Origin of the sequence: Coprococcus eutactus (assembly GCF_025149915.1) — a bacterium.
Lineage (GTDB): Bacteria > Bacillota > Clostridia > Lachnospirales > Lachnospiraceae > Coprococcus > Coprococcus eutactus.
In genome coordinates this window covers 2,440,237-2,460,376 of sequence record NZ_CP102278.1, presented here as the reverse complement: position 1 = coordinate 2,460,376, position 20,140 = coordinate 2,440,237, and the positions used below count along the sequence as shown (strand labels likewise).

Sequence of the window (20,140 nt, the reverse complement as noted above, 5' to 3'; positions counted from 1 at the left end):
AGAAAAGACAGCCCACAAAAAGCAGCAATGAGAGAAATGATGCGTGATTATCTGAAGAATAATGATATCAGCATCAAAGACGGCACCGATGTAAACAGTATCATGCGTGACATGATGTCTGTCATTTTGGAAGGTGCTTTGGATGAAGAACTGGATGAAGAATTAGGATATTCCAAGTACGACTATCGAAACAAAGAAACAGACAATAGTAGAAATGGACATTCCAGCAAAACCATGCACACCAGTTATGGAGATATGGATGTGGCAATCCCAAGGGATCGTAATGGTGATTATGAACCACAGCTGATTAAAAAATATCAGAATACCGTAACTCAGGACATGGAAGAAAAAATACTTTCCATGTATGCCAAGGGAATGACAACTGGAGACATTGAATCCCACATGCGTGAATTATACGATATTGATATTTCTGACAGCACAATCAGCCGGATCACAGACAAAATCCTGCCGATTGTAAAAGAATGGCAGGAACGCCCTTTGGAAGAAGTGTATGCTGTAGTATTTATGGATGCAATCCACTATCACGTCCGCAGTGAAGGACGTATTGTAAAACGTGCGGTTTACATTGCCCTTGGTATCGATATGAATGGGAAAAAAGATGTTCTTGGAATGTATGTTGGAGAAAACGAAAGTGCGAAGTTCTGGCTTTCTATCATGAATGGATTAAAAAACAGAGGCGTTGAGGATATCCTGATTGCATGCGTTGATGGTTTAAATGGATTTCCACAGGCAATCGAGGCTGTTTATCCAAAAACAGAGATTCAGCAGTGTATCATCCATCAGATCCGTAATTCAACGAAGTTTGTTTCTTACAAAGATATCAAAAAACTGATGGCTGATCTGAAGCTTGTATATGCGGCTCCAACGGAAGAAACCGCTTTAAATGAACTGGAACTGTTCAAGGATAAATGGGATTCCAAGTACCCGAAAATCTATAAATCCTGGCATGATAACTGGGCAACACTGTCCACTTATTTCAAATATCCAGAGGCAGTAAGACGGCTGATTTATACCACAAATGCCATTGAAGGATTCAACCGCCAGCTCCGGAAAGTGACCAAAAGCAAAACGGTTTTTCCGTCGGATGACAGCCTTTTGAAAATGCTGTATCTGGCAACCATGGATATCACGAAAAAATGGACCGGACACAGGCAGGACTGGGGACAGATCCATTCCCAGCTTGAAATTTATTTTGAAGAACGTCTGGCGGGACGGAACCTGTAAAGCAGTCAATTTTAGGCAGGTTTTATTGACATGCCTAAAAACTACTGTATAATGCAGATATGGGCAGAATCCGGAAAATCGGCTCTGCCCATTTGTAACTATTCACAAATCTTATATCAGTTTTTAACGTTTACACAAAACTTGAAACGGTCTCTCTAAACAGAGTAGTCAGCCCTTGCTTTGTATATAACAATGTTGTTTCAGGCATTCTTGCTTTTGTAATCCTCGCCCCAATTTCTCATTGCGTCAAGCACAGGCTGGAGACTCTGACCGAGTTCAGTCAGTGAGTATTCCATTCTGGGAGGAACCTCCGCATACACCTTTCTGTGAACGAGTCCGTTTTCCACCATGTCACGGATCTGTGCGGTGAGAACCTTCTGTGAAACAGTTCCGATGGATTTTTTCAGTTCTCCAAATCTCTTTGTGCCGGTTATCAGATCTCTCAGGACCAGAACCTTCCATTTGTCGCCGATAAGACTTAATGTCGTCTCAACCGGGCATGCCGGCAATTTTTATAATATGAATGCGCATATTGGGGTGACAGTTGACATAAGATTATACATTTACAGTGTGACATAATTATGCTACAATAATGACACAAGAAAGAGAGGTGTTGATCATGCCAACTATTATGCCAATTAGAGATTTGAGAAATACAAGTGAGATTTCAGAATTAGCTCATAAGAAACAGGAGCCTATTTTTATTACAAAAAATGGATATAGTGATTTAGTTGTAATGAGTGCAGAGCTGTACGAAAAATTTGCACAGATCAACAGGATCGATCAGGCAATCTATGAAGCTGAAAAAGAAGTAGAGAATGGGGCTGAACTGATATCGGTAGACAGTGCTATAGAAAGGCTGAACAAAAAATACTATGGATAAATATAGCGTAATCTTATATCCCAGAGCCTTTCGTGATATCGATGACATATATGCGTATATAGCGCTTGAGAAGATGTCCCCGGAGAATGCAAAGGGACAAACGGATAGGATATGGGATGCGATAAAATCACTTGAACAATTGCCTGAATCACATCAGGACCGCTTGGTTGGGCGATTTGCTGGAAAAGGATATAAGCAACTGATAGTAGATAACTACATCGTAATATTCAAGATTGATAAGGAGCAAAATAGAGTATATATAGTAACCGTTCAGTACCAGGGAAGAAATATCTGAGTAATATAACGGTTTATTAGATGACCATACTTCATATGAGGTATGGTTATTTTAGTGAAAAGACTTTCAAGGGATACGAGATAACCGACAAATGTATCCAGTGCGGGAAATGTGAGCGGATCTGCCCGCAGAAGCGCATTAAGGATTTTGTGATAAATCAGACCCACTGTCTGCACTAACGAAGGTGTTAGTCATGAACAAAGGTGATGTTGAACAGTATGACACGCCGACGGAGATACTGAAAAATCCGGCGACAGACTTTGTGGCATAGCTTGTCTACAGGCAGAGGCACCAGTGCAATCTGAAAGATGGACAGATCGGGGATTGCCAGTACAGCCTTGTGGCAGGTCTTGATTAGTGCCCCAGGGTAAATAGTGATAGTTGATTGGAGAATTAGATGAACCAGAGTGAGAGAAGAATATATTTGATAAAACGGTTGCTGGAAGAACGCAGCGATTGTTCAGGCATGCAGATCCCATCTGGCAGTGAGGCTCAGCGGAGACTTCTCCGTTTTCTTATGAATGTCAGGATGCCGGGAGCTATTGATGCGGATTTTCTGAAGATACAGGACGAATATCTGGCGCAGGTGAATTTCGAGAAAGGAATAGTGGACTTGGAAGATATCGCGGAGATCCAGAGAGACACATATGTGTGGCGAGGAGATATAACAAGGCTTGCAGTCTCGGCCATAGTAAATGCAGCAAATAGTGGCATGACCGGATGTTATATTCCTTGTCACGCCTGTATTGACAACTGTATCCATACATTTGCGGGGGTGCAGCTAATTCTGCACCTAGGGCGATTATTTTCATATACAGTGCGCGCATGCCTGCCATGACAAGACATACGATGCCACTGATATGTTTCTGCAAATGGATCAGGTAAGAAGAGATTGCAAGATCCCAACATTTATGGTTCCACGCTGTCCTGTCTGCGGAGGTCCGATGGACATGAACCTCCGCAAGGATGATTATTTTGTTCAGGACAGTGCCTGGTATGAGGCAGAGCGACGCTTCGGTGATTTTGTCTCCAGATCCCTGGACAGGAAGCTTGTGCTCCTTGAGCTGGGGGTTGGATTCAACACGCCAACCATAATCCGATTTCCTTTTGAGAAGCTGATACGAGAACACGATAACATAACCCTTATCAGGTTAAATCTCGATCAGGCTGTGATTCCAGAAAGTCTTGGGAACAGAGCTATAGGGATAAATGCGGATATGGCGGAGAGTATAAGTGATATACTCAACGTTTCAGTATCGCATCCATATCCTGTTCAGGAGCAGTGATCGGGTTTAGCTTATAATTCTCCACTAGATATTTCACCACGGTCTCGGACATGAATGCCGGAAGTGTCGGTCCGATATACATGTTGCGCACGCCCAGCGACAGCAGGGTGAGAAGAATGCAGACGGCTTTCTGTTCGTACCATGACAGTACAAGGGTGAGTGGGAGATCGTTTATGCTGCAATTAAATGCATCGGCCAGAGCCAGGGCGACTTTGATTGCACTGTAGGAGTCATTGCACTGACCCATGTCGAGTATTCTTGGTATACCATCGATGTCACCGAGATCGAGATCATTGAAACGGTATTTGCCGCAGGCGAGGGTGAGGACAAGAGTGTCCATCGGAGTCTGTTTTACGAATTCGGTGTAATAGTTGCGTCCCGGATGCGCGCCGTCACAGCCACCAACGAGGAAAATGTGCTTGATATGTCCGGCTTTTATGGCGTCTATGATCTTGCCAGCCTGTGACAGAACCGCGCTGTGGCCAAAGCCGGTTGTCAGCATGTGACCACCGTTTATGCCACTCATGCTCCTGTCGTGTTCGTAGCCGCCAAGTTTCTGTGCGTGCTTGATCAGAGGAGTGAAATCCTTTTTGCCGGCTCTTGTGCCGGAGATGTGTACCATACCATCATAGCCAACAACCGATGTGGTGTAGATTCTGTCTTTGTAGCTCGGCCTTGGCGGCATGAGACAGTTTGTTGTAAAAAGCACCGGTGCGGGAATATTTTCAAATTCCGTCTGCTGGCTCTGCCATGCCGTTCCGAAGTTGCCCGCCAGATTGTGGTATTTGTTAAGCTCCGGATAGCCGTGCGCAGGCAGCATCTCGCAGTGGGTATATACATTTACTCCCGTCTTTTCAGTCTGCTCAAGGAGCTGTGACAGGTCGTTCAGGTCGTGACCGGAGACCACGATAAATGGCCCTTTTTTGATGTCAACATTTACTCTCGTAGGCACAGGATTGCCAAATGATTCAGTGTTGGCTTTGTCCAGCAGCTCCATGCATTTGAAATTGACCTGGCCAAATTCCATGATGAGTTCTATCCATTCGGTGACGCTGTGCTCCCTGTTAACCTCGCATAGTCCCTTGTAGAACCACTTCAGAACCTCATTATCTGTGTAGCCGAGATTCATGGCGTGATGGGCGTATGCCGCCATCCCCTTGAGTCCAAACAGCAGGGTGGAACGCAAGGACACTATATCCGTGTCACCATCCCATAGGTTGATCACCTGTATCTTTTCAGCCTCAGGTCTGCTGATCTTGTTCTGCTCGTTTTTAACCCTTCCCATAAATTCTTTTATTGCATTGTTGTCAAAGTTTACATTTGTCAGGGTTGTGAAAAGACCGTCTATGATAAGTCTGTCGGCGACCGCGCTGTGTTTATTCTCATTTTTTGAGAGTTCTGCAAGTTTTATAAGCTCACACACAAGCTCGTCCTGTAGATTAGATGTGGATGGCTGCTTGCCGCACACTCCGGTATTGATACATGCGGATCCCCCCGCTGTCTGCTGACACTGAAAACAAAACATATTTGACATGTACTGTATACCTCCTGAAATTATGAATCTATCTGAAAAAACTGGTGACTGCCTGGCAGTCTGTGGATTTTCTCCTAAATAGAGTATGGACAGTGAACAGGAGTTTTATACTCAAATTTGCTAATGTATATCTGTGAAATAACATTCAGGCAGATAAAAAACTTTCGTTGCTCAGATAGAGTCGTCCTGAGAAAAAATGGAGATGGAGGTGGGGACGGAGGTACCTGACCCCTCCGTCCCCACCTTCATTTTTGGGATGCGGAGTCGCCGGTTATATTGAGCAGATAAGTGCCGTCTTGCACGCATTTGACTGAAATTTTACACGGCGCTGATAGTGGACAGACGTGAAAATGTTTTATAGTAAATCAAATAACAGTTGATCTGGACGGGGATAAAGGAGAAATCACGGATGAAAAAGGAACACGGGGATAGACTGGCTCGCGCACTTGAATTTGCAAATGAATCAGCCAAGTATCATGTCAGGAACTATGCGGATGGGACGCTTATGCCCGGAGATGCATATGCCGATCTGCCGATAGATGAGAGAGACCGAATGTATCTTGGACCGGATGCCGGAGCGCCCAACATGTATTCCAGAATATACCGCAGCCAAAGAGAGAAAGAGATGCGGGAGCAGGGCATGACAAATGAGCAGATAAAGCTGAGATGGGAAGCACTTGATGCCATGTGGCGCCAGGAGATAGAGGAGAGGCTCTACGGGGAAGCCAGACAGAATGATCGGTCAGAGGATGTTATATCAAGATACGAGAATGGAGGCTTGCCCGGTGATTTTCAGAGAAGGAGCGATCAGGCGGATGCGAAGAGAAGGGCAAAATGGCTCGGGATACGAATAGTGCTCATAACCGTAGTAGTGGTGATCATGGCGTTCACGATACTTAATGAGGCCGGGCTGATAAACGGCATGAGTATAACAGAGCGGATATTTGACAGGGTAGAGCAGATATTTGGCGATATGGACAACATATCATCAGGCGGTGCGGGAGCTGGTGGCGGAACAGATTCAGAAAATCCCGGCGGACTGGTGATCGTATACGGAGTAGTTATCTTCCTTATATTCAGATGGGTGAGTAAGAGCAAAAAGAAAAAAGAGAATATTTCAGATTCCAGTGTGATTTACACGGAGCTGATCCCACAGATTATCAGGAGACGTTATGGAGAGGGTAGCGTATACAGACATCAGGGCGGACTTCCTGATGAACAGATGAGAAGACTGAACTGCTTTGCTGGCAGACCATTTACACTGGATGGCAAGCCTTTGCTGGTTAACGGCCGCGACATGGTGGAGGGAACATACAAGGGTGTTCATTTCAGGTGCAGTTATGAATACATGGAGTACGAGTATTATCACGAGTACAGTGATGGTGATAAAGAGAAAAAAATAGACAAATTATTTGGGGGGCTGGTTGTTGAGATACCATATAGAAAGGTTTCATCGGCTTTGCTGGGAGTCATGGGAAACTCTGAACTGGCGATGAAGAATATATTGAAGTGTGGTTCGGAGAGTGGCGCAGTGGGAAGAATAGAAAAGACAGAAAACGAGAACTTTAATCTGCTGTTCACTATAAACTGCAATGATGAGGAGAATATATTTTATATGCTTACCCCGTATGTTATGGAGAGGCTGGCGGCACTTTATCCAAAGGAGAAGGCGGCTCTCCATGTGACATTCGATGGGGACAGATTGTATATGTGTATAAGCAAGAGTGATAAATACATGGTATTTGACGAAGAGAAAAATATAAAGAGTATGAATGATGTGGAAGCTTATCTGGACAAATACCTGCGCATGCTGCAGGAGACGCTGGATGCGGCTCTGTTACTATAGAAGAGAAATTGTGAAAATGAGCAAAAGTACACGGAGGAAAATGTATGTTTACAATATTATTTAGCAAAGGTGTGTTAGTATTTGGTGTGTTGGTGGTAATAGTTTTGATATTTTTAGCGTATGTGATAAAGACTGCAAATGCTCTGAAAGCAGCGGAAAATAAGGTAAGAGAGCTGGATTCGGATGTTGATGTTGCTCTTGCAAAGAGATATGATCTGCTCACAAAACAGTATGCGATTGTAAAGTCATATATGTCGTATGAGAGCGAGAATCTGATAACATCGATAAAGCTCAGGAAAGGAATGACACCTGATGAAAAGACAGGAGTGGAGAAGCTTATGAAAAACGCTTCGGATCAGATAAATGCAGTAGTGGAGGCGTATCCGGAATTGACGGCGGGCAAGAATATAGAGGTCCTTCAGAACAGCTGCACAAATGCGGAAGAGCACATCCAGGCGGCAAGAAGACTGTACAATGCAGGTGTGACAAATTATAACAATCTGTGCAGTCAGTTCCCTTCATCGGTGGTTGCAGACATAACGGGTCACAATATTGTGGAGTATTTCAAGACTGATTCGGATAAGAGATCAGATGTGATATTCTGACAGGAAATCAAGATATTTTTGCGCATAAAAAATCGGTGCGACGGGATTCGAACCCACGACCTCTTCGTCCCGAACGAAGCGCTCTACCAAGCTGAGCCACGCACCGATAGTGTTATATCAACACTGCCATAATAGTATAAGAACATTCTGAAAAAAATGCAAGGAGTTTTCTAAATAAATTGCCAAGAAATTTTAACACTAGAAATTTTTACTCCCAGAAATTTTCAAACACAGAAATCTTCGCGGCAATCTATATTCAGAATATTCGAAAAGCTCTTTTCGAAAAGCTCTTTTATGAAACAGAAAATCTATCAGTAGCAGATAATTATCCATTTGGGGTGGTCATAGATCTATTTTGGGAGGTGGTCATAGATCTGTTTTTTGGGTGCACATAGATACAATTTATATAATATTTAGATTTGTTACAATGGGAATTTATATGTGTATGGCAGAGTAGTAATCAGAAAGTAGTTGATATGAGGATAAAGTGCAGGTGGTGATGTACAGAATGAATGCCGCCTGAAATAGAAGGAGACGATAGATCATGAAGATACTTATTACTACGGACTGGTATGAACCTGTTATAAATGGAGTTGTGACATCAGTTGTCAATCTGTCAAATGAACTCAAGAAAAGAGGGCATGAGGTGAAAATACTCACACTGTCCAGAAGTCATCATACATACGCAGAAGGGGATGTGATATATGCTGCATCGATAGGTGCCGGAAAGATATATCCGGAGGCAAGACTTAAGATGCCTGTCATTAAGGCGGTAATAGACAAACTCATAGAATGGAAACCGGATGTCATACATTCCCAGTGTGAGTTTTCAACCTTCTTCATGGCGAAGAAGATAGCAGATGAGACAAATGCGCCGATAGTACACACATATCACACGGTGTACGAGGATTACACTCATTACTTTTCGCCAAATGCAGCGTGGGGACGTAAAGTTGTGCAGAAACTTACCAGGATGTTATCATCGAGGGTGGAAGCCATGATAGCACCGAGCAGGAAGATAGAGGATGTGCTTGAAAAGTATGATGTGTTATGTCCTGTTGAGGTGATTCCATCTGGGATCGACACGGATAAATTCGGCAAATATATAGAGACGGACGGCAGGTATAGGATCAGGCAGCAGTATGGACTCAGCAAAGAACAGACGGTACTTCTCTATGTTGGGAGACTGGCGAAAGAGAAGAATACCCTTGAGATACTCAGATGTCAGAAGAGAGTGAGCAGATATGGTACAATCCTCATGATAGTTGGAGACGGACCATACAGGGCAGAGATAGAGGAACAGGTAAGAGAGCTTGAAATCTCAGAGAGTGTGATATTTACAGGGATGATTGAGCCAGACAAGGTGGCTGAGTATTATCAGGCAGGTGATTTCTTCGTGAGTGCATCCACAAGCGAGACACAGGGGCTTACATATGTGGAGGCTTTGGCAGCCGGGATCCCCCTTCTGTGCAGAGAGGATACGTGTCTTATCGATGTGGTGGATAACGGAAAGAATGGATGGGAATTCACGGATGAGGAAACATTTGAGAACGCATTGGTAAAGTGGCTTGATATGAGTGCGGCTTCAAGGCAGCAGCTCAGACGAAATGCGGTGCAGTCGGCAGATAAATTCTCCACAGCGATATTTGCAGACAGAGTTGAGAAGCTTTATATGAATGTGTGCGAGCTGCAAGCACTGGTGCTGAGGGTTTGTTAGAAATTTAATTTGTATGAATTCTCTAGTGGCTGTTGGGATAACCAGGGAAAAGATACAAAATTATCTCCAAATAGATGAAAAATCTCTAAAAAAGAAAAAATTTTAAAAAATTATCCGTAGGACACAGAATAATGTGTTTTATGGATAATTTTTTATCTTTTAAGTGAAAACATTGTATATGAGATAAAATGTAGGTAATAAGCAAAGATGACGAGATGACCGGGTGCATGAGTTACTATCGAGATGACAAAAAACTAAAAAAATATACTTTATTTAAAAATACAGTTGACAATACTATGATACTAGTGTACTATTCAACTAGTACAGCGGTACAGAAGAGCTAGACAGCATACAAGGAGGAGGTGTGTGATGGAATTTAAGACGAATATCCCCATATATCTTCAGGTCATAGAGGATATAAAGCAGAAGATCATAGCGGGCACACTGCCTTTGGGATCTAAGCTTCCGTCATCAAGAGAACTTGCCATAGAATACCAGATAAATCCGAATACTGCAGCGAGGATTTACAGCGAGATGGAGTCTATGGGGTTGTCCTATACCAGACGCGGAATAGGAACATTTGTGACGGAGGATGACAAGGTCATAGACGACCTGAAAAAGGAGAGAATAGAGGAAATCATACAGAGCTTTGATGAACAGCTCACCGGTATGGGGTTTTCACAGGCTGAGATCCTTGAACTGCTAAAAGAACACTTTGGGAAGTAAGAAGTAATAAAAAAGAAGGGAAATGATACAATGTTAAAATGCGAACATCTGGTTAAGAAGTATATCACGACCACAGCCATATCCGATCTGTCACTGGAGATTGAGCCGGGACACATATATGCGCTGCTCGGTCCGAATGGAAGTGGAAAGTCAACACTTATGAAGATCATAGCTGGTCTGGTCAAGCCGGATTCAGGAACTATTACAATAGATGGAGTGCCTATGACATACAGGTCAAAGAAAGACATAGCGTATATGCCGACGGAGGCTTTCTTCTTCGGATATATGAACTGTAAAGACATAGGAAAGTATTACAAAGATTTCTTTGATGACTTTGACTATGACAAATACATGGGACTGCTTGCTGAGATGGAGCTGAATCCCGATCAGAAGGCGAAGAGCATGTCTTCAGGAATGCTTGCAAAGCTCAAGATAGCGGTTACTCTGTCCAGAGACAGCAGGATCGTTATGCTTGATGAGCCACTGAACGGAATAGACATCATAGCGAGGGAGAAGATCATCAGCACGATTGTCCGGAATATATCGGATGACACAGCCGTGCTCATGTCAAGCCACCTTGTGGATGAGCTTGAGAGGATCGTGGATCACGCATTCTTTATCAAGAATGGCACCTGTGTGCTTCAGGGAGATGCAGAGGAACTGCGAGTGAGCAGGGGCAAGTCGATAGTTGATATGTATAAGGAAATATATGCATAGTTAGATGAAGGAGAGATAGATATTATGTTAAAGATGATGAAATATGAATACAGACGTGGAATATTTCCACTTCTGGTGGTTATAACGGCTCTTGCGGCAGCAGAATTGCTGTTCGTGATTGGAATATTTGCAGAAAAGGATTTGTTAGCTGGACTTGGTATCACCTTCCTTGTGATGGGAGGCTGGGCTTCGTTTATGTTCGTCTTGATATATGGTGTGATAATATACAGTCAGGATCTGAAGAACAAGACTGGGTATATGGTGTTTATGACGCCGATTTCAAATTACAAGATTATCGGTGCAAAGCTGCTTTCAATCCTGCTCACCGGTGCGACACTTGTGGCCTTTCTTGGACTGCTTATAGTTGTTGATTATAACCTGCTTAAGTCACATAACGGCGGTGTAGCTGGCGTTGAGCTTGTGCTGGATGATATTCTGGGAACAAGAGGATTGTCAATAGGAAGTGTCATTGCAAATGTTGCAGGGTTCATAGTAGTAGCACTTATTCAATTCTATACAATGATCACCATAGCGTACCTTGCCGTGTCACTGTCTTCCACAGTGCTCCAGAATAAGAAGATAAAGGGCGTTGTCAGCTTTATACTTTTTGTGGCTCTTTATGTGCTGGTGAGCTACATAGCATACAAGCTTCCGCACCTTGGGAAGAACGTGCAGGTGGAGACTATGCTTGACGCGATGTATAAGAATATACCGCAGCTTATTCTCTATGTTGTATGCATGATCGGCAGTTATATAGGAAGTGCGACACTGCTTACTAAGAAGATAAGCTTATAGGCGATATGCTGTAATATGAATGCGCGCGTGAAACGACAGGAGATATGAGGATGAGGAATGGTGATGTGATGAAATATTTTAGATACCTGGTTACAGGAGTCTGCACAGGAGTCATAGTAGTGCTCCTTGTACCTGTGGCTGTGTGTGGGATCTGTGCATATGGTGTGTGGCGGCTGCTCAATATGGTAACAGGCGGAAATAAAGAGCCGCGCAGGACGATGATAAAGCAGAATTTATAAATGTATATTTTTAATCAACAAGATAACCCGGAGTGAGAAAATGTCTCACTCCGGGTTATTGACGTTCGGGGAGGAATCCTGTAGTATTTTCACTAGAGTTAGACGAGACTGACCAAACATAAAAATGCTTTAAATCATTATTTAAAATGTGGGTTTGTATAGCATTTCCTTGTTATTCTCAAACACCTATTTGTCACAAGGAGGTTTTGTATGAGTGAAAATACATGGGAGATCATGAAGGGCATGGAGCTCGGTGATGTGGAACTTCAGATGGCACTTCAGTGCGCACCAGTGATAACGGGCGTCAAGGTGTCAAATCTTCTGAACATAGAACTCAGCGGATATCGTCAGATGGTGGAGATACTGAAGGACAGTGATATATGTATGTACACACTGGGAGCAACCTGTGGCAGGGTAAATGTATTTATCTACAATGCGGCAAAGCTCAGGGTATTTGTCCAGAGGGATGATGTGCAAAGACTTATGTCTGAGCTGGGATATGAGGACATGGAGCTTTCTGAGATTCTCGCTGAGTTTCGCGGAAAATATCAGCAGTACTTAAAGAGCAGAGGAAGATTCACCTCAAAACAACCGGCACAGGAAGATCAGGCTTGTGGCGATGGAGCTCTTGGCAAGGAGTGGTTCCCACACGAGATGGGCTTGCTGCTGGGATATCCGCCAGAGGATGTGGAGGGATTTATTTTGCAGAACGGAAGAAATGCACTTTGCTCCGGTTATTGGAAGGTATATGAGGATGCTGAATCAAAGCGGAGAACATTTCATATATTTGAATGTGCGGAAGAGAGACTTATCCAATTTCTTTCAAATGGACTGCATATGAGAGATATCATGTGGATGTACACGGCGAGCAGAAACGCGGCGTAGAAGTATATGGAAAGATGCAGTTAAACACAGTTTACAGGGATGTATAGGGTAAATCTCTATAACATATAATTTCATAAGGAGGATTATTATGAGCAAAATTAATATCGTATTCTGGACACAGGGCGGAAATACACAGATGATGGCAGAGGCTATCGCAGACGGCGTGAGAGAGGCCGGAAAGGAAGCAGAGGTAGTATTCGTAAGCAGCATCACTCCGGATGCACTCAAGGATGAGCCGGTGTTTGCACTTGGATGCCCGGCTATGGGAGCTGAGGTTCTTGAGGAGGCTGAGATGGAGCCTTTCGTTGCTGAGGTAGAGGGATTTGCTTCAGGCAAGAAGATTGCGCTCTTCGGTTCATATGGATGGGGAGATGGCGAGTGGATGCGCGACTGGGAGGCGAGAATGCAGTCAGCAGGCGCAGAACTCGTAGGTGGAGCCGGACTTATGTGCCATGAGACACCTGACGCAGAAGGCCTTGAGGAGTGTAAGGAGCTTGGACGTCAGCTGGCAAATGCGTAGGCGACGGACGGCACACAGATAAAGAAATAACCATATATATGCAGTCACGTTTGGCAACTGTCGCTTCAACTTGCTTCTATCTGCACGCATCTCCGACCGCGATAAGGACGTTGCGGATCTCCGATGCGGCAAGAAGCGTTGAAGCTCGGTTGCCGTCACTACCGACTGGCATATATATGGTTATTTTTTATCTACGTGCCTGGTCGTGGGGATATAAAAAGAGCCGCTTGAGAAAATCTGTAATTTGAATGTGATTCTCTCAGGCGGTTCTTTTTTGTGTTGAATTTGTTCTTAGTGTCCTGCGTACTGGGCTTTGTGGCTGCCGTGGCGCTTTATGTGCGCTGTTATGTATGGAGCTATTGTAACATGCTTGTCCATGGCGTTTCCAACTATGGCGATTCCCTTGCCCATGGTGAATGCAGCAAGAACTGTGCCGATTCCCAGACCGTAGATATGACCGAGGATAAAACCTGTCATGGCAGCTGTAGTTGCAAGGCAGATCACATCAAACGAAATCTTAACCTTGGAATATTTTGCCGATATAATCTCAGACAGCTCTCTTGGGAAAAGGTCTGTCGGGATGATCGGAAGTCCACATCTGTTGGACAGTGCGATTCCGATACATATCAAAATGTAACTTATCACAAAGTAAAGGATTCTCCATGGGAGGGCAGTTGGCAAAGCCCCGATCCACATCTCATGGATATCCAGCATCTTGCCAAATACGAAACCAACTATGAAGCTGCACAGATATTGGGGAACGAATTTCTTTCTCATGATCATGAGGGTGAGAATAAGTACGCCCTGAAATATGTATGTCCAGGTTCCGAGAGTCAGTCTTGGAAGAACCAGCGAGAATGCATATGGCACGCTGGATATTGCCGATATTCCTGCTGCAGAATAGAGCATGAGAACCACTCCGAAACTGTTGATGGTGACTGCTGTTATCAGGGCAATCTCGCCCCACATGTTATGCAGATGTGCATTTCCTGATTGAGTATCCATTTTCTGCTTTTCCTCATTTCTTTCTTTATATAATGTGTTTTATAACATAGCCTTTGATTTTCCCGGCATCAGGGGAGTTTTACTTGTCTAAGTCTTCATATATGTATATCCCTGCGGTTTTTGATTGTAGCACCGACAACACCACATAACAAATAAATAGTTTTTATGGTTTAATAGATTTTGTCTATAAAAAATATTCGGATTGTATTAAAATATGAATAGGATTATATATAAATAGTGAAAAGGGGGAGGTATAAGTGAACCTGTCATATATTAGATATTTTGTTGAACTGGCCCATGTTCAGCATTACACAAATGCGGCCAGAAATCTGAATATAACGCAGCCAAGCCTCAGTCACGCAATATCCCAGCTTGAGGAAGAACTTGGGGTAATGCTTTTTGAAAAGAATGGGCGCAATACGGAGCTCACTGCATTTGGCAGAGAATTCCTTGCATGTGCAGAGCGTTCGCTTGGCACGCTTGACGCGGGGGTAGAGTCCATACAAAAAGAGGCTGCCGGGGATGGCGTGATACGGCTTGGCCTCATAAGACCTCTTGGAATGGAATTTGTACCGCGTCTGGCAGCAGAGTACCTGAAGAAAGCTGAAAACAGAAATGTGTCGTTTACATTTCATACAGGGACCACAGGGCAATTGCTTGATGATCTTGCGGCTAGAAAATATGATATGGTTTTCTGTTCGAGACCGCCTGAGACGATGGGATTTTCCGCCATTCCAGTTGGCAGACAGGATCTTGTTGTCATAGCACCGTCAGGACATCCTTTGGCAGACAGAGATTCGGTGACACTCGGTGATACACTTAGATATAAACATGTATATTTTTCGAAGGGATCTGGAATGAGAAGTCTGGTGGATGAGATGTTTGAAGGACTTGGCAAAGCTCCTGAGATAGCATGCGAAACGGAGGAGGATGAGGTCATAGCCGGACTTGTGGCAACAGGGTTTGGAATAGCGGTAGTCCCTTACATGGATATGCTCAAAAGGCTTGATGTGAAGGTTCTTAGTATAAAACATCAGCCGGTTGACAGGCTTTACTATGTTGTTCATGATAGCCGGACATATATGTCCCCTGTGGCGACAAAATTCCATAAATATGTGTTATCTAGTAATTGACAAATCAAGGTATGATATATAGAATGGTTCTCATATAAACTTATAAATTTGAGAAAATGTTGCACAAATCAAATTGTACAATTACTACAATAAATCGCCAGGAAGTTTAAGGGGGCGCATAGTTAGTGGATAGGACTGCTGTATTTAATATAGCATTTGAAATGTGGGGAATATTAATCTGTCTGTTTGCATTTGCGGTTATATTCCTTCAGAAGAATAATAATAGAGATAAAAAGAATGTGAGCCTATGCATGGAGGCTGCATGTATCATCCTGCTGGTTGCAGATATGTTGTCATGGTATTATCAGGGAAGATCAGGGCAGACAGCCTATTACATGCTGAAGATAAGCAATTTTGGCGTGTTCTTTGTCAACTATTTATATATGACTTTGTTTACGTTTTATCTTCTTGTCATTCTCAACAGAGGAGAGATTAAGATGCCAGCGAGAGCAAGGGGCGTGGTAGTTCTGAGTGCTGCTGGGATAGTCCTGCTCATTATATCCCAGTTCAGTGACAAGTTGTTCTATTATATAGATGGCAATAACTTCTATCACAGGAGCAGCGGTTATCTGTTGTCGCAGCTTATAGCAGTAGCAGGACTTGTTCTAAGCTTTTCGATACTTTTGCAGTATAAAAAAAGACTGGAAAAAAGAGTTTTCTGGTCAAGTGTTTTGTATTTTATCCTGCCATGTATATCCACGGTTGTTGTCATATTCTATTATGGGATTTCATTCCAGACAATATCTGTGGTTGCTTCTACACAGATCATGTTTGCAGTTGATATGGTCGAGATGGACAGATCACTTGCGAGATCCAGACAGGAGGTTGAGCGTACAAAGTACGAGGCTGAGCATGATCTCCTGACCGGCATGTACAACAAGACAGCCGGAATGCAGAGGATAAGAGAGTATATAGATAACATGACTGACGAAGACAGTGCTTCTCTTGTATTTGTGGATATAGATGATTTCAAGAGTGTAAATGATACATATGGTCACGCAGTTGGTGATTACTGGATTGAGAAGGTGGCAAAGTTTCTCCGGAGTGACTGCTATGAAGAGGACGTTGCCTGCAGGTATGGTGGAGACGAGTATATTGTGCTTCACAAGGGCTTATCAGATATATCTGTTCTGGAGTCAAAGGTGATAAGATTTGCCAGAAAACTTCAGCGCAAGGCAATGGAGAAAGGGCAGAATGTCCATTGCAGTGCTGGTATATGTCAGATCAATGGTTCAGGGTTCAGCACAGAAGAGTGTATGAATGTCGCGGACACTGCGCTATATGAAGCAAAGAAGAAGGGCAAGAATGCCAGCGTGATCCACAGCATCAGCAGGGATGGTACGGACAGAGTGACCGTACTTGACAAGATAGAGACTGATATAAAAAAGGCTCAATCCAGGGTAGAGGCAAGGATCTCATATATGTATACTGATATTATATATGTTAATTATGAGAACAATAAATACCGTGTTATAAAAGGCGATTCTGAGCTGAACAATGCTGTATCTTGTGCGAATAACTATGATGAAGTAATTGGATTGATAAGTAACCGGTTTGAGTCGGATCGGTCAAGAAAAATAGTCAGAGATTTTCTCAGCCGTGAGCGCATGGAGAGTTACACAGGCGGCAATATGGGATATCAGACAGAGAACATTCGCAGAAGGGTTTTGTCAGTCAGCTGTGCAAACAACCATGGGGGTGCAAGTCTTATACATGCTGTCCCGGTGGACGAGGACGGTGACAGAGGTTACTTTGTGGTCGTGCAGGATCTTGACATATATGCTGGTTGAAGTATATAATTGCACATAATAATCTAAACGAAAACAAGTTGGTGGATTTTTCCGGATCAGGTCATCTTTTCGCCCCACAACCGTAAGGTTGTGGGGCTTTATTTATGCCATCCGGGGACGGAGGTTTTATGAACGAGAATTTTATGAAAGAAAAGCCGGTGTTCCCACTTTTGATGTCCATGGCACTGCCTATGGTTATATCGATGATGGTGAATGCTTTGTACAATATAGTTGACAGTTTTTTTGTGGCGAAGATAAGTGAGGATGCGATGACAGCACTTTCGTATGTATTTCCACTGCAGAATTTTGTAAATGCTGTGGCGATCGGATTTGGTGTTGGAATAAACGCGGTGATAGCCATATATCTTGGAGCCAAGGACAATGAGTGGGCAGATCGTGCAGCTAGTTGGGGGATGTTTCTTGCTGTTATGCAGGGGATAGTGATGACAGTCGTGTGTATTGCCATCATTCCATCGTTTCTCAGAGCCTTCAAGGCAAGTGGAGACGTCCTTGACCTTGGCTGTCGTTATGCAGACATAGTATTTGGATTTTCTATAATTATTTCGGTTGATCTTGCATTTGAGAAGGTGTTCCAGTCGGTTGGACGCATGATAGTTACAATGGTTGGACTGATGGGCGGCTGCATTGTGAATATAGTGCTTGATCCGATGCTGATATTTGGTGTGGGACCATTCCCAGAAATGGGTATAGAAGGCGCTGCACTGGCAACTGGCCTGGGACAGGTGTTTACACTGATCATTTATTTTATTGTGTACTTTGGAAGACCGATAAATGTGAAGTTCGGCATAAAGCATTTGCATGAGGGCGGTCTGATGGTGAAGAAGCTGTATGCCATAGGCATACCTGCTATACTCAATATGGCACTGCCGTCTCTGCTCACAAGCGCACTCAACGCCATACTCAGCATGTATTCGGCAACTTATGTCATGATCCTGGGCGTGTACTACAAGCTTCAGACCTTCCTGTATATGCCGGCAAATGGAATCATTCAGGGAATGCGCCCTATCATAGGATATAACTATGGTGCCGGAGAGCATGCAAGAGTGAAGAAGATATTCACCATAACGCTTGCATTAAATGTTGGAATCATGCTGGCTGGAACAGTTGTGTGCCTGCTCATCCCAGAGAGGCTTATAGGTATGTTCACAGAGAATATGTCTACAATAAATGCAGGTGGAACAGCACTGCGCATCATATGTGCCGGATTTGTAGTGTCGGCTGTGTCGGTAACTGCATCGGGGGCACTTGAGGGATTGGGAAAGGGAACTCCATCCCTGCTCATATCCCTGCTCAGATATGTGGTTGTCATAATCCCGGCTGCATGGATACTATCAAAACTTTGTGGTTTCGGACCTGCTGGTGTGTGGAATGCGTTCTGGGTAGCAGAGCTTATAACGGCGGCGTGTGCGGCGTTTATATACAGAGGGGCTATGAGATAATCCCCAGCTTCTTAAGCGCCGTTATAGTACATACGGAGGTATTCTTGTCGTAGCCAAGCTCCTCAAGTTTTGCTGGGTCGGAGATGTTCTCTTTCTGCGCAGTAAGCATAGCTTCAGTCAGCAGATCTTGACCCTCGGAACGTCCTTCAGCTAGTCCTTCGGAACGTCCTTTAGCCAGTCCCTCGGAACGTCCCTCATCCTTGCTTTCCTTAAGTTCCTTAGCCATAATTCTTTTCATCGCATCGTTCATCATAGAATGTGCCTCCTTCCATGTCTCAATTTTTTCTTCGTTTACATCGGATACAATGGCAAATATTGTCTCTGCAAACATGCTGTGTCTGCTGTCTAACTCGTTGACATTGTTCAAAAAATCATTGTAAGTGTCCTTTGAAATATCAGTAGTGAGCGCGTTCAGCCAGATTATGTCTTTCTCATCTTTGCCAGAGCTTTCAGCATCTGACGATGGCTTGGTAATGACGATCTGTATTGGAAACTGAGCGCCGTCTACATGGTAGATGTTCCTGATATTTTCGCGGATGGTATATCCAAGTTCTTTTAGCTCTTTCATAAGCTCCCTCGGGTATGCGGCGCGCACGATGGATATAGTCATATCATTCTCGCAGACAGGTGCACCGTATGCATCGCAGTTGGCGGGAGAGATCATATATAGCAGTGCATAAGCCTGTACTTTATAGAACGTCTCAAGATTCAGTTCATCTTTTGGCGACTTGTATTCAAGAATATTGTGTTTCCTGAAGAATCTGCCAATGTTATTGTCGATGACCAGATCGTCAGGTTTCTTGACTACGGTCAAGTCTATGCTCAGCGGTTTTCTGGTGAGCTGAAATTCTTCGTTGAATTCAATGTCGTCCTCGTAATCCTTCAGATACAGCCTCATGGCATGGACAAATCCTGTGTGCCACTGGATGCGGCCGGTGGTATCGTCAGAGCTGGCAGCGCTAGTTGCAACACCGATCTCAGTCGTCTGAGTCGTATCACCGTTGCTGATGTTAAGTTTATCGTTTTGTTTGTTGTTATATCTCAAATAAGTACCTCCATTTTACCCCATAAATTCATAAATAACAATGCAGTAAATAGTTCATCTGGCCAGATGATTGCTTGCGTATGTAGTTCCCGCGGGAGATACTTTTCACGTATTTTTTGCTGAGAATACATGAGTGGAAAGGGAATTTCAAGGGAAAAGGATGATATTTAATGAAAGCTTTATAAAGATTTACAGAGTGGATTATTAAAACGTAGTTTATCATCCGGCATGGATAAAACTATATAAAATCGCCGCATGAGTTATGATGTAAAGTTCCCGAAATATTGTTTTTACCATATGGCTGTGTTAGAATGATCGTGGATATCCTATAGAAATAGTAGGATAATTATGAATGCTTTGTCTGCGTGGAAATAAGTCAAAGTTTGTATGGCTCTGGCCTAGGTATGTTGCAAT

The 20,140-nt window shown here is 43.6% G+C and carries 22 protein-coding genes and 1 tRNA gene; 18 read left to right on the top strand and 5 right to left on the bottom strand.

What is annotated here, in order from left to right; genetic code table 11:
- Positions 1 to 27 precede the first annotated feature (27 nt).
- Complete coding sequence (locus NQ536_RS10935) at positions 28 to 1,245, top strand: IS256 family transposase (protein ID WP_167530854.1); 1,218 nt, start codon at positions 28 to 30, stop codon at positions 1,243 to 1,245.
- A gap of 200 nt (positions 1,246 to 1,445) precedes the next feature.
- Here the strand turns inward: NQ536_RS10935 and NQ536_RS10930 are convergent, their stop codons facing one another.
- On the bottom strand, positions 1,446 to 1,754 hold the full coding sequence (locus tag NQ536_RS10930; RefSeq protein WP_004849936.1) for a winged helix-turn-helix transcriptional regulator: 309 nt from the start codon (positions 1,752 to 1,754) through the stop codon (positions 1,446 to 1,448).
- A gap of 110 nt (positions 1,755 to 1,864) precedes the next feature.
- On the opposite strand from NQ536_RS10930, the gene NQ536_RS10925 reads away from it, so the two are divergent.
- The 5 genes from NQ536_RS10925 to NQ536_RS10905 all read left to right on the top strand — a co-directional run bounded on the left by NQ536_RS10925 (position 1,865) and on the right by NQ536_RS10905 (position 3,709).
- On the top strand, positions 1,865 to 2,128 hold the full coding sequence (locus NQ536_RS10925; RefSeq protein WP_022059559.1) for a type II toxin-antitoxin system prevent-host-death family antitoxin: 264 nt from the start codon (positions 1,865 to 1,867) through the stop codon (positions 2,126 to 2,128).
- Positions 2,121 to 2,423, top strand: a complete 303-nt coding sequence (locus NQ536_RS10920; RefSeq protein WP_004849939.1) for a type II toxin-antitoxin system RelE/ParE family toxin — start codon at positions 2,121 to 2,123, stop codon at positions 2,421 to 2,423. The genes NQ536_RS10925 and NQ536_RS10920 overlap by 8 nt, the downstream gene beginning before the upstream one ends.
- Positions 2,424 to 2,443: 20 nt before the next feature.
- Positions 2,444 to 2,602, top strand: a complete 159-nt coding sequence (locus NQ536_RS14045) for a 4Fe-4S binding protein (protein ID WP_004849940.1) — start codon at positions 2,444 to 2,446, stop codon at positions 2,600 to 2,602.
- A gap of 218 nt (positions 2,603 to 2,820) precedes the next feature.
- Positions 2,821 to 3,261, top strand: a complete 441-nt coding sequence (locus NQ536_RS10910) for a macro domain-containing protein (protein WP_004849942.1) — start codon at positions 2,821 to 2,823, stop codon at positions 3,259 to 3,261.
- Positions 3,262 to 3,295: 34 nt separating this feature from the next.
- Positions 3,296 to 3,709, top strand: coding sequence for an SIR2 family NAD-dependent protein deacylase (locus tag NQ536_RS10905; protein ID WP_155803787.1), 414 nt, complete (start codon positions 3,296 to 3,298; stop codon positions 3,707 to 3,709).
- On the opposite strand, the gene hcp is transcribed toward NQ536_RS10905, so the two are convergent.
- The gene (gene hcp, locus NQ536_RS10900; protein ID WP_004849944.1) at positions 3,666 to 5,234 is read right to left on the bottom strand and encodes a hydroxylamine reductase; all 1,569 of its coding nucleotides are present in this window, start codon (positions 5,232 to 5,234) and stop codon (positions 3,666 to 3,668) included. The genes NQ536_RS10905 and hcp overlap by 44 nt on opposite strands.
- A 418-nt stretch (positions 5,235 to 5,652) precedes the next feature.
- Between hcp and NQ536_RS10895 the strand changes: the two genes are divergently transcribed.
- On the top strand, positions 5,653 to 7,089 hold the full coding sequence (locus tag NQ536_RS10895) for a DUF3137 domain-containing protein (protein WP_004849949.1): 1,437 nt from the start codon (positions 5,653 to 5,655) through the stop codon (positions 7,087 to 7,089).
- A 44-nt stretch (positions 7,090 to 7,133) separates the two neighbouring features.
- Positions 7,134 to 7,694 carry a LemA family protein gene (locus NQ536_RS10890; protein WP_004849950.1) on the top strand — a complete coding sequence of 187 codons (561 nt, stop codon included), beginning with the start codon at positions 7,134 to 7,136 and terminating at the stop codon, positions 7,692 to 7,694.
- A gap of 32 nt (positions 7,695 to 7,726) precedes the next feature.
- Here NQ536_RS10890 and NQ536_RS10885 read toward each other — a convergent pair.
- Positions 7,727 to 7,800: transfer RNA gene (locus tag NQ536_RS10885), tRNA-Pro, on the bottom strand.
- Positions 7,801 to 8,238: 438 nt separating this feature from the next.
- Between NQ536_RS10885 and NQ536_RS10880 the strand changes: the two genes are divergently transcribed.
- The 7 genes from NQ536_RS10880 (at position 8,239) to NQ536_RS10850 (ending at position 13,293) form a co-directional block, all read left to right on the top strand.
- Positions 8,239 to 9,411: a glycosyltransferase family 4 protein gene (locus tag NQ536_RS10880; protein ID WP_004849953.1), complete on the top strand. Its 1,173-nt coding sequence runs from the start codon at positions 8,239 to 8,241 to the stop codon at positions 9,409 to 9,411.
- 369 nt (positions 9,412 to 9,780) lie between these two features.
- Complete coding sequence (locus tag NQ536_RS10875) at positions 9,781 to 10,137, top strand: GntR family transcriptional regulator (protein WP_004849957.1); 357 nt, start codon at positions 9,781 to 9,783, stop codon at positions 10,135 to 10,137.
- Between the two features lie 30 nt (positions 10,138 to 10,167).
- Positions 10,168 to 10,854: an ABC transporter ATP-binding protein gene (locus tag NQ536_RS10870; protein WP_004849959.1), complete on the top strand. Its 687-nt coding sequence runs from the start codon at positions 10,168 to 10,170 to the stop codon at positions 10,852 to 10,854.
- A 24-nt stretch (positions 10,855 to 10,878) separates the two neighbouring features.
- On the top strand, positions 10,879 to 11,649 hold the full coding sequence (locus NQ536_RS10865) for a hypothetical protein (RefSeq protein ID WP_004849961.1): 771 nt from the start codon (positions 10,879 to 10,881) through the stop codon (positions 11,647 to 11,649).
- A gap of 50 nt (positions 11,650 to 11,699) precedes the next feature.
- On the top strand, positions 11,700 to 11,888 hold the full coding sequence (locus NQ536_RS10860) for a hypothetical protein (protein ID WP_004849962.1): 189 nt from the start codon (positions 11,700 to 11,702) through the stop codon (positions 11,886 to 11,888).
- A gap of 210 nt (positions 11,889 to 12,098) precedes the next feature.
- The gene (locus NQ536_RS10855; protein ID WP_004849965.1) at positions 12,099 to 12,773 is read left to right on the top strand and encodes a DUF3793 family protein; all 675 of its coding nucleotides are present in this window, start codon (positions 12,099 to 12,101) and stop codon (positions 12,771 to 12,773) included.
- A gap of 88 nt (positions 12,774 to 12,861) precedes the next feature.
- Complete coding sequence (locus tag NQ536_RS10850) at positions 12,862 to 13,293, top strand: flavodoxin (RefSeq protein WP_004849967.1); 432 nt, start codon at positions 12,862 to 12,864, stop codon at positions 13,291 to 13,293.
- A 291-nt stretch (positions 13,294 to 13,584) separates the two neighbouring features.
- Here the strand turns inward: NQ536_RS10850 and NQ536_RS10845 are convergent, their stop codons facing one another.
- Positions 13,585 to 14,298, bottom strand: a complete 714-nt coding sequence (locus tag NQ536_RS10845; RefSeq protein WP_004849968.1) for a DUF6198 family protein — start codon at positions 14,296 to 14,298, stop codon at positions 13,585 to 13,587.
- Between the two features lie 257 nt (positions 14,299 to 14,555).
- Here NQ536_RS10845 and NQ536_RS10840 point away from each other — a divergent pair, with 257 nt between their 5' ends.
- From NQ536_RS10840 to NQ536_RS10830, 3 genes are all read left to right on the top strand, one after another.
- Entirely contained in the window at positions 14,556 to 15,431 is an 876-nt protein-coding gene (locus NQ536_RS10840) for a LysR family transcriptional regulator (RefSeq protein ID WP_004849970.1), read from the top strand.
- A gap of 161 nt (positions 15,432 to 15,592) precedes the next feature.
- Positions 15,593 to 17,221: a histidine kinase N-terminal 7TM domain-containing diguanylate cyclase gene (locus tag NQ536_RS10835; protein WP_155803789.1), complete on the top strand. Its 1,629-nt coding sequence runs from the start codon at positions 15,593 to 15,595 to the stop codon at positions 17,219 to 17,221.
- A 128-nt stretch (positions 17,222 to 17,349) separates the two neighbouring features.
- Complete coding sequence (locus NQ536_RS10830; RefSeq protein WP_022059553.1) at positions 17,350 to 18,681, top strand: MATE family efflux transporter; 1,332 nt, start codon at positions 17,350 to 17,352, stop codon at positions 18,679 to 18,681.
- Here the strand turns inward: NQ536_RS10830 and NQ536_RS10825 are convergent.
- Positions 18,671 to 19,726 (bottom strand): RpnC/YadD family protein, encoded by a 1,056-nt coding sequence (locus tag NQ536_RS10825; protein WP_004849979.1) that lies wholly within the window; start codon positions 19,724 to 19,726, stop codon positions 18,671 to 18,673. The genes NQ536_RS10830 and NQ536_RS10825 overlap by 11 nt on opposite strands.
- Between the last annotated feature and the right edge of the window lie 414 nt (positions 19,727 to 20,140).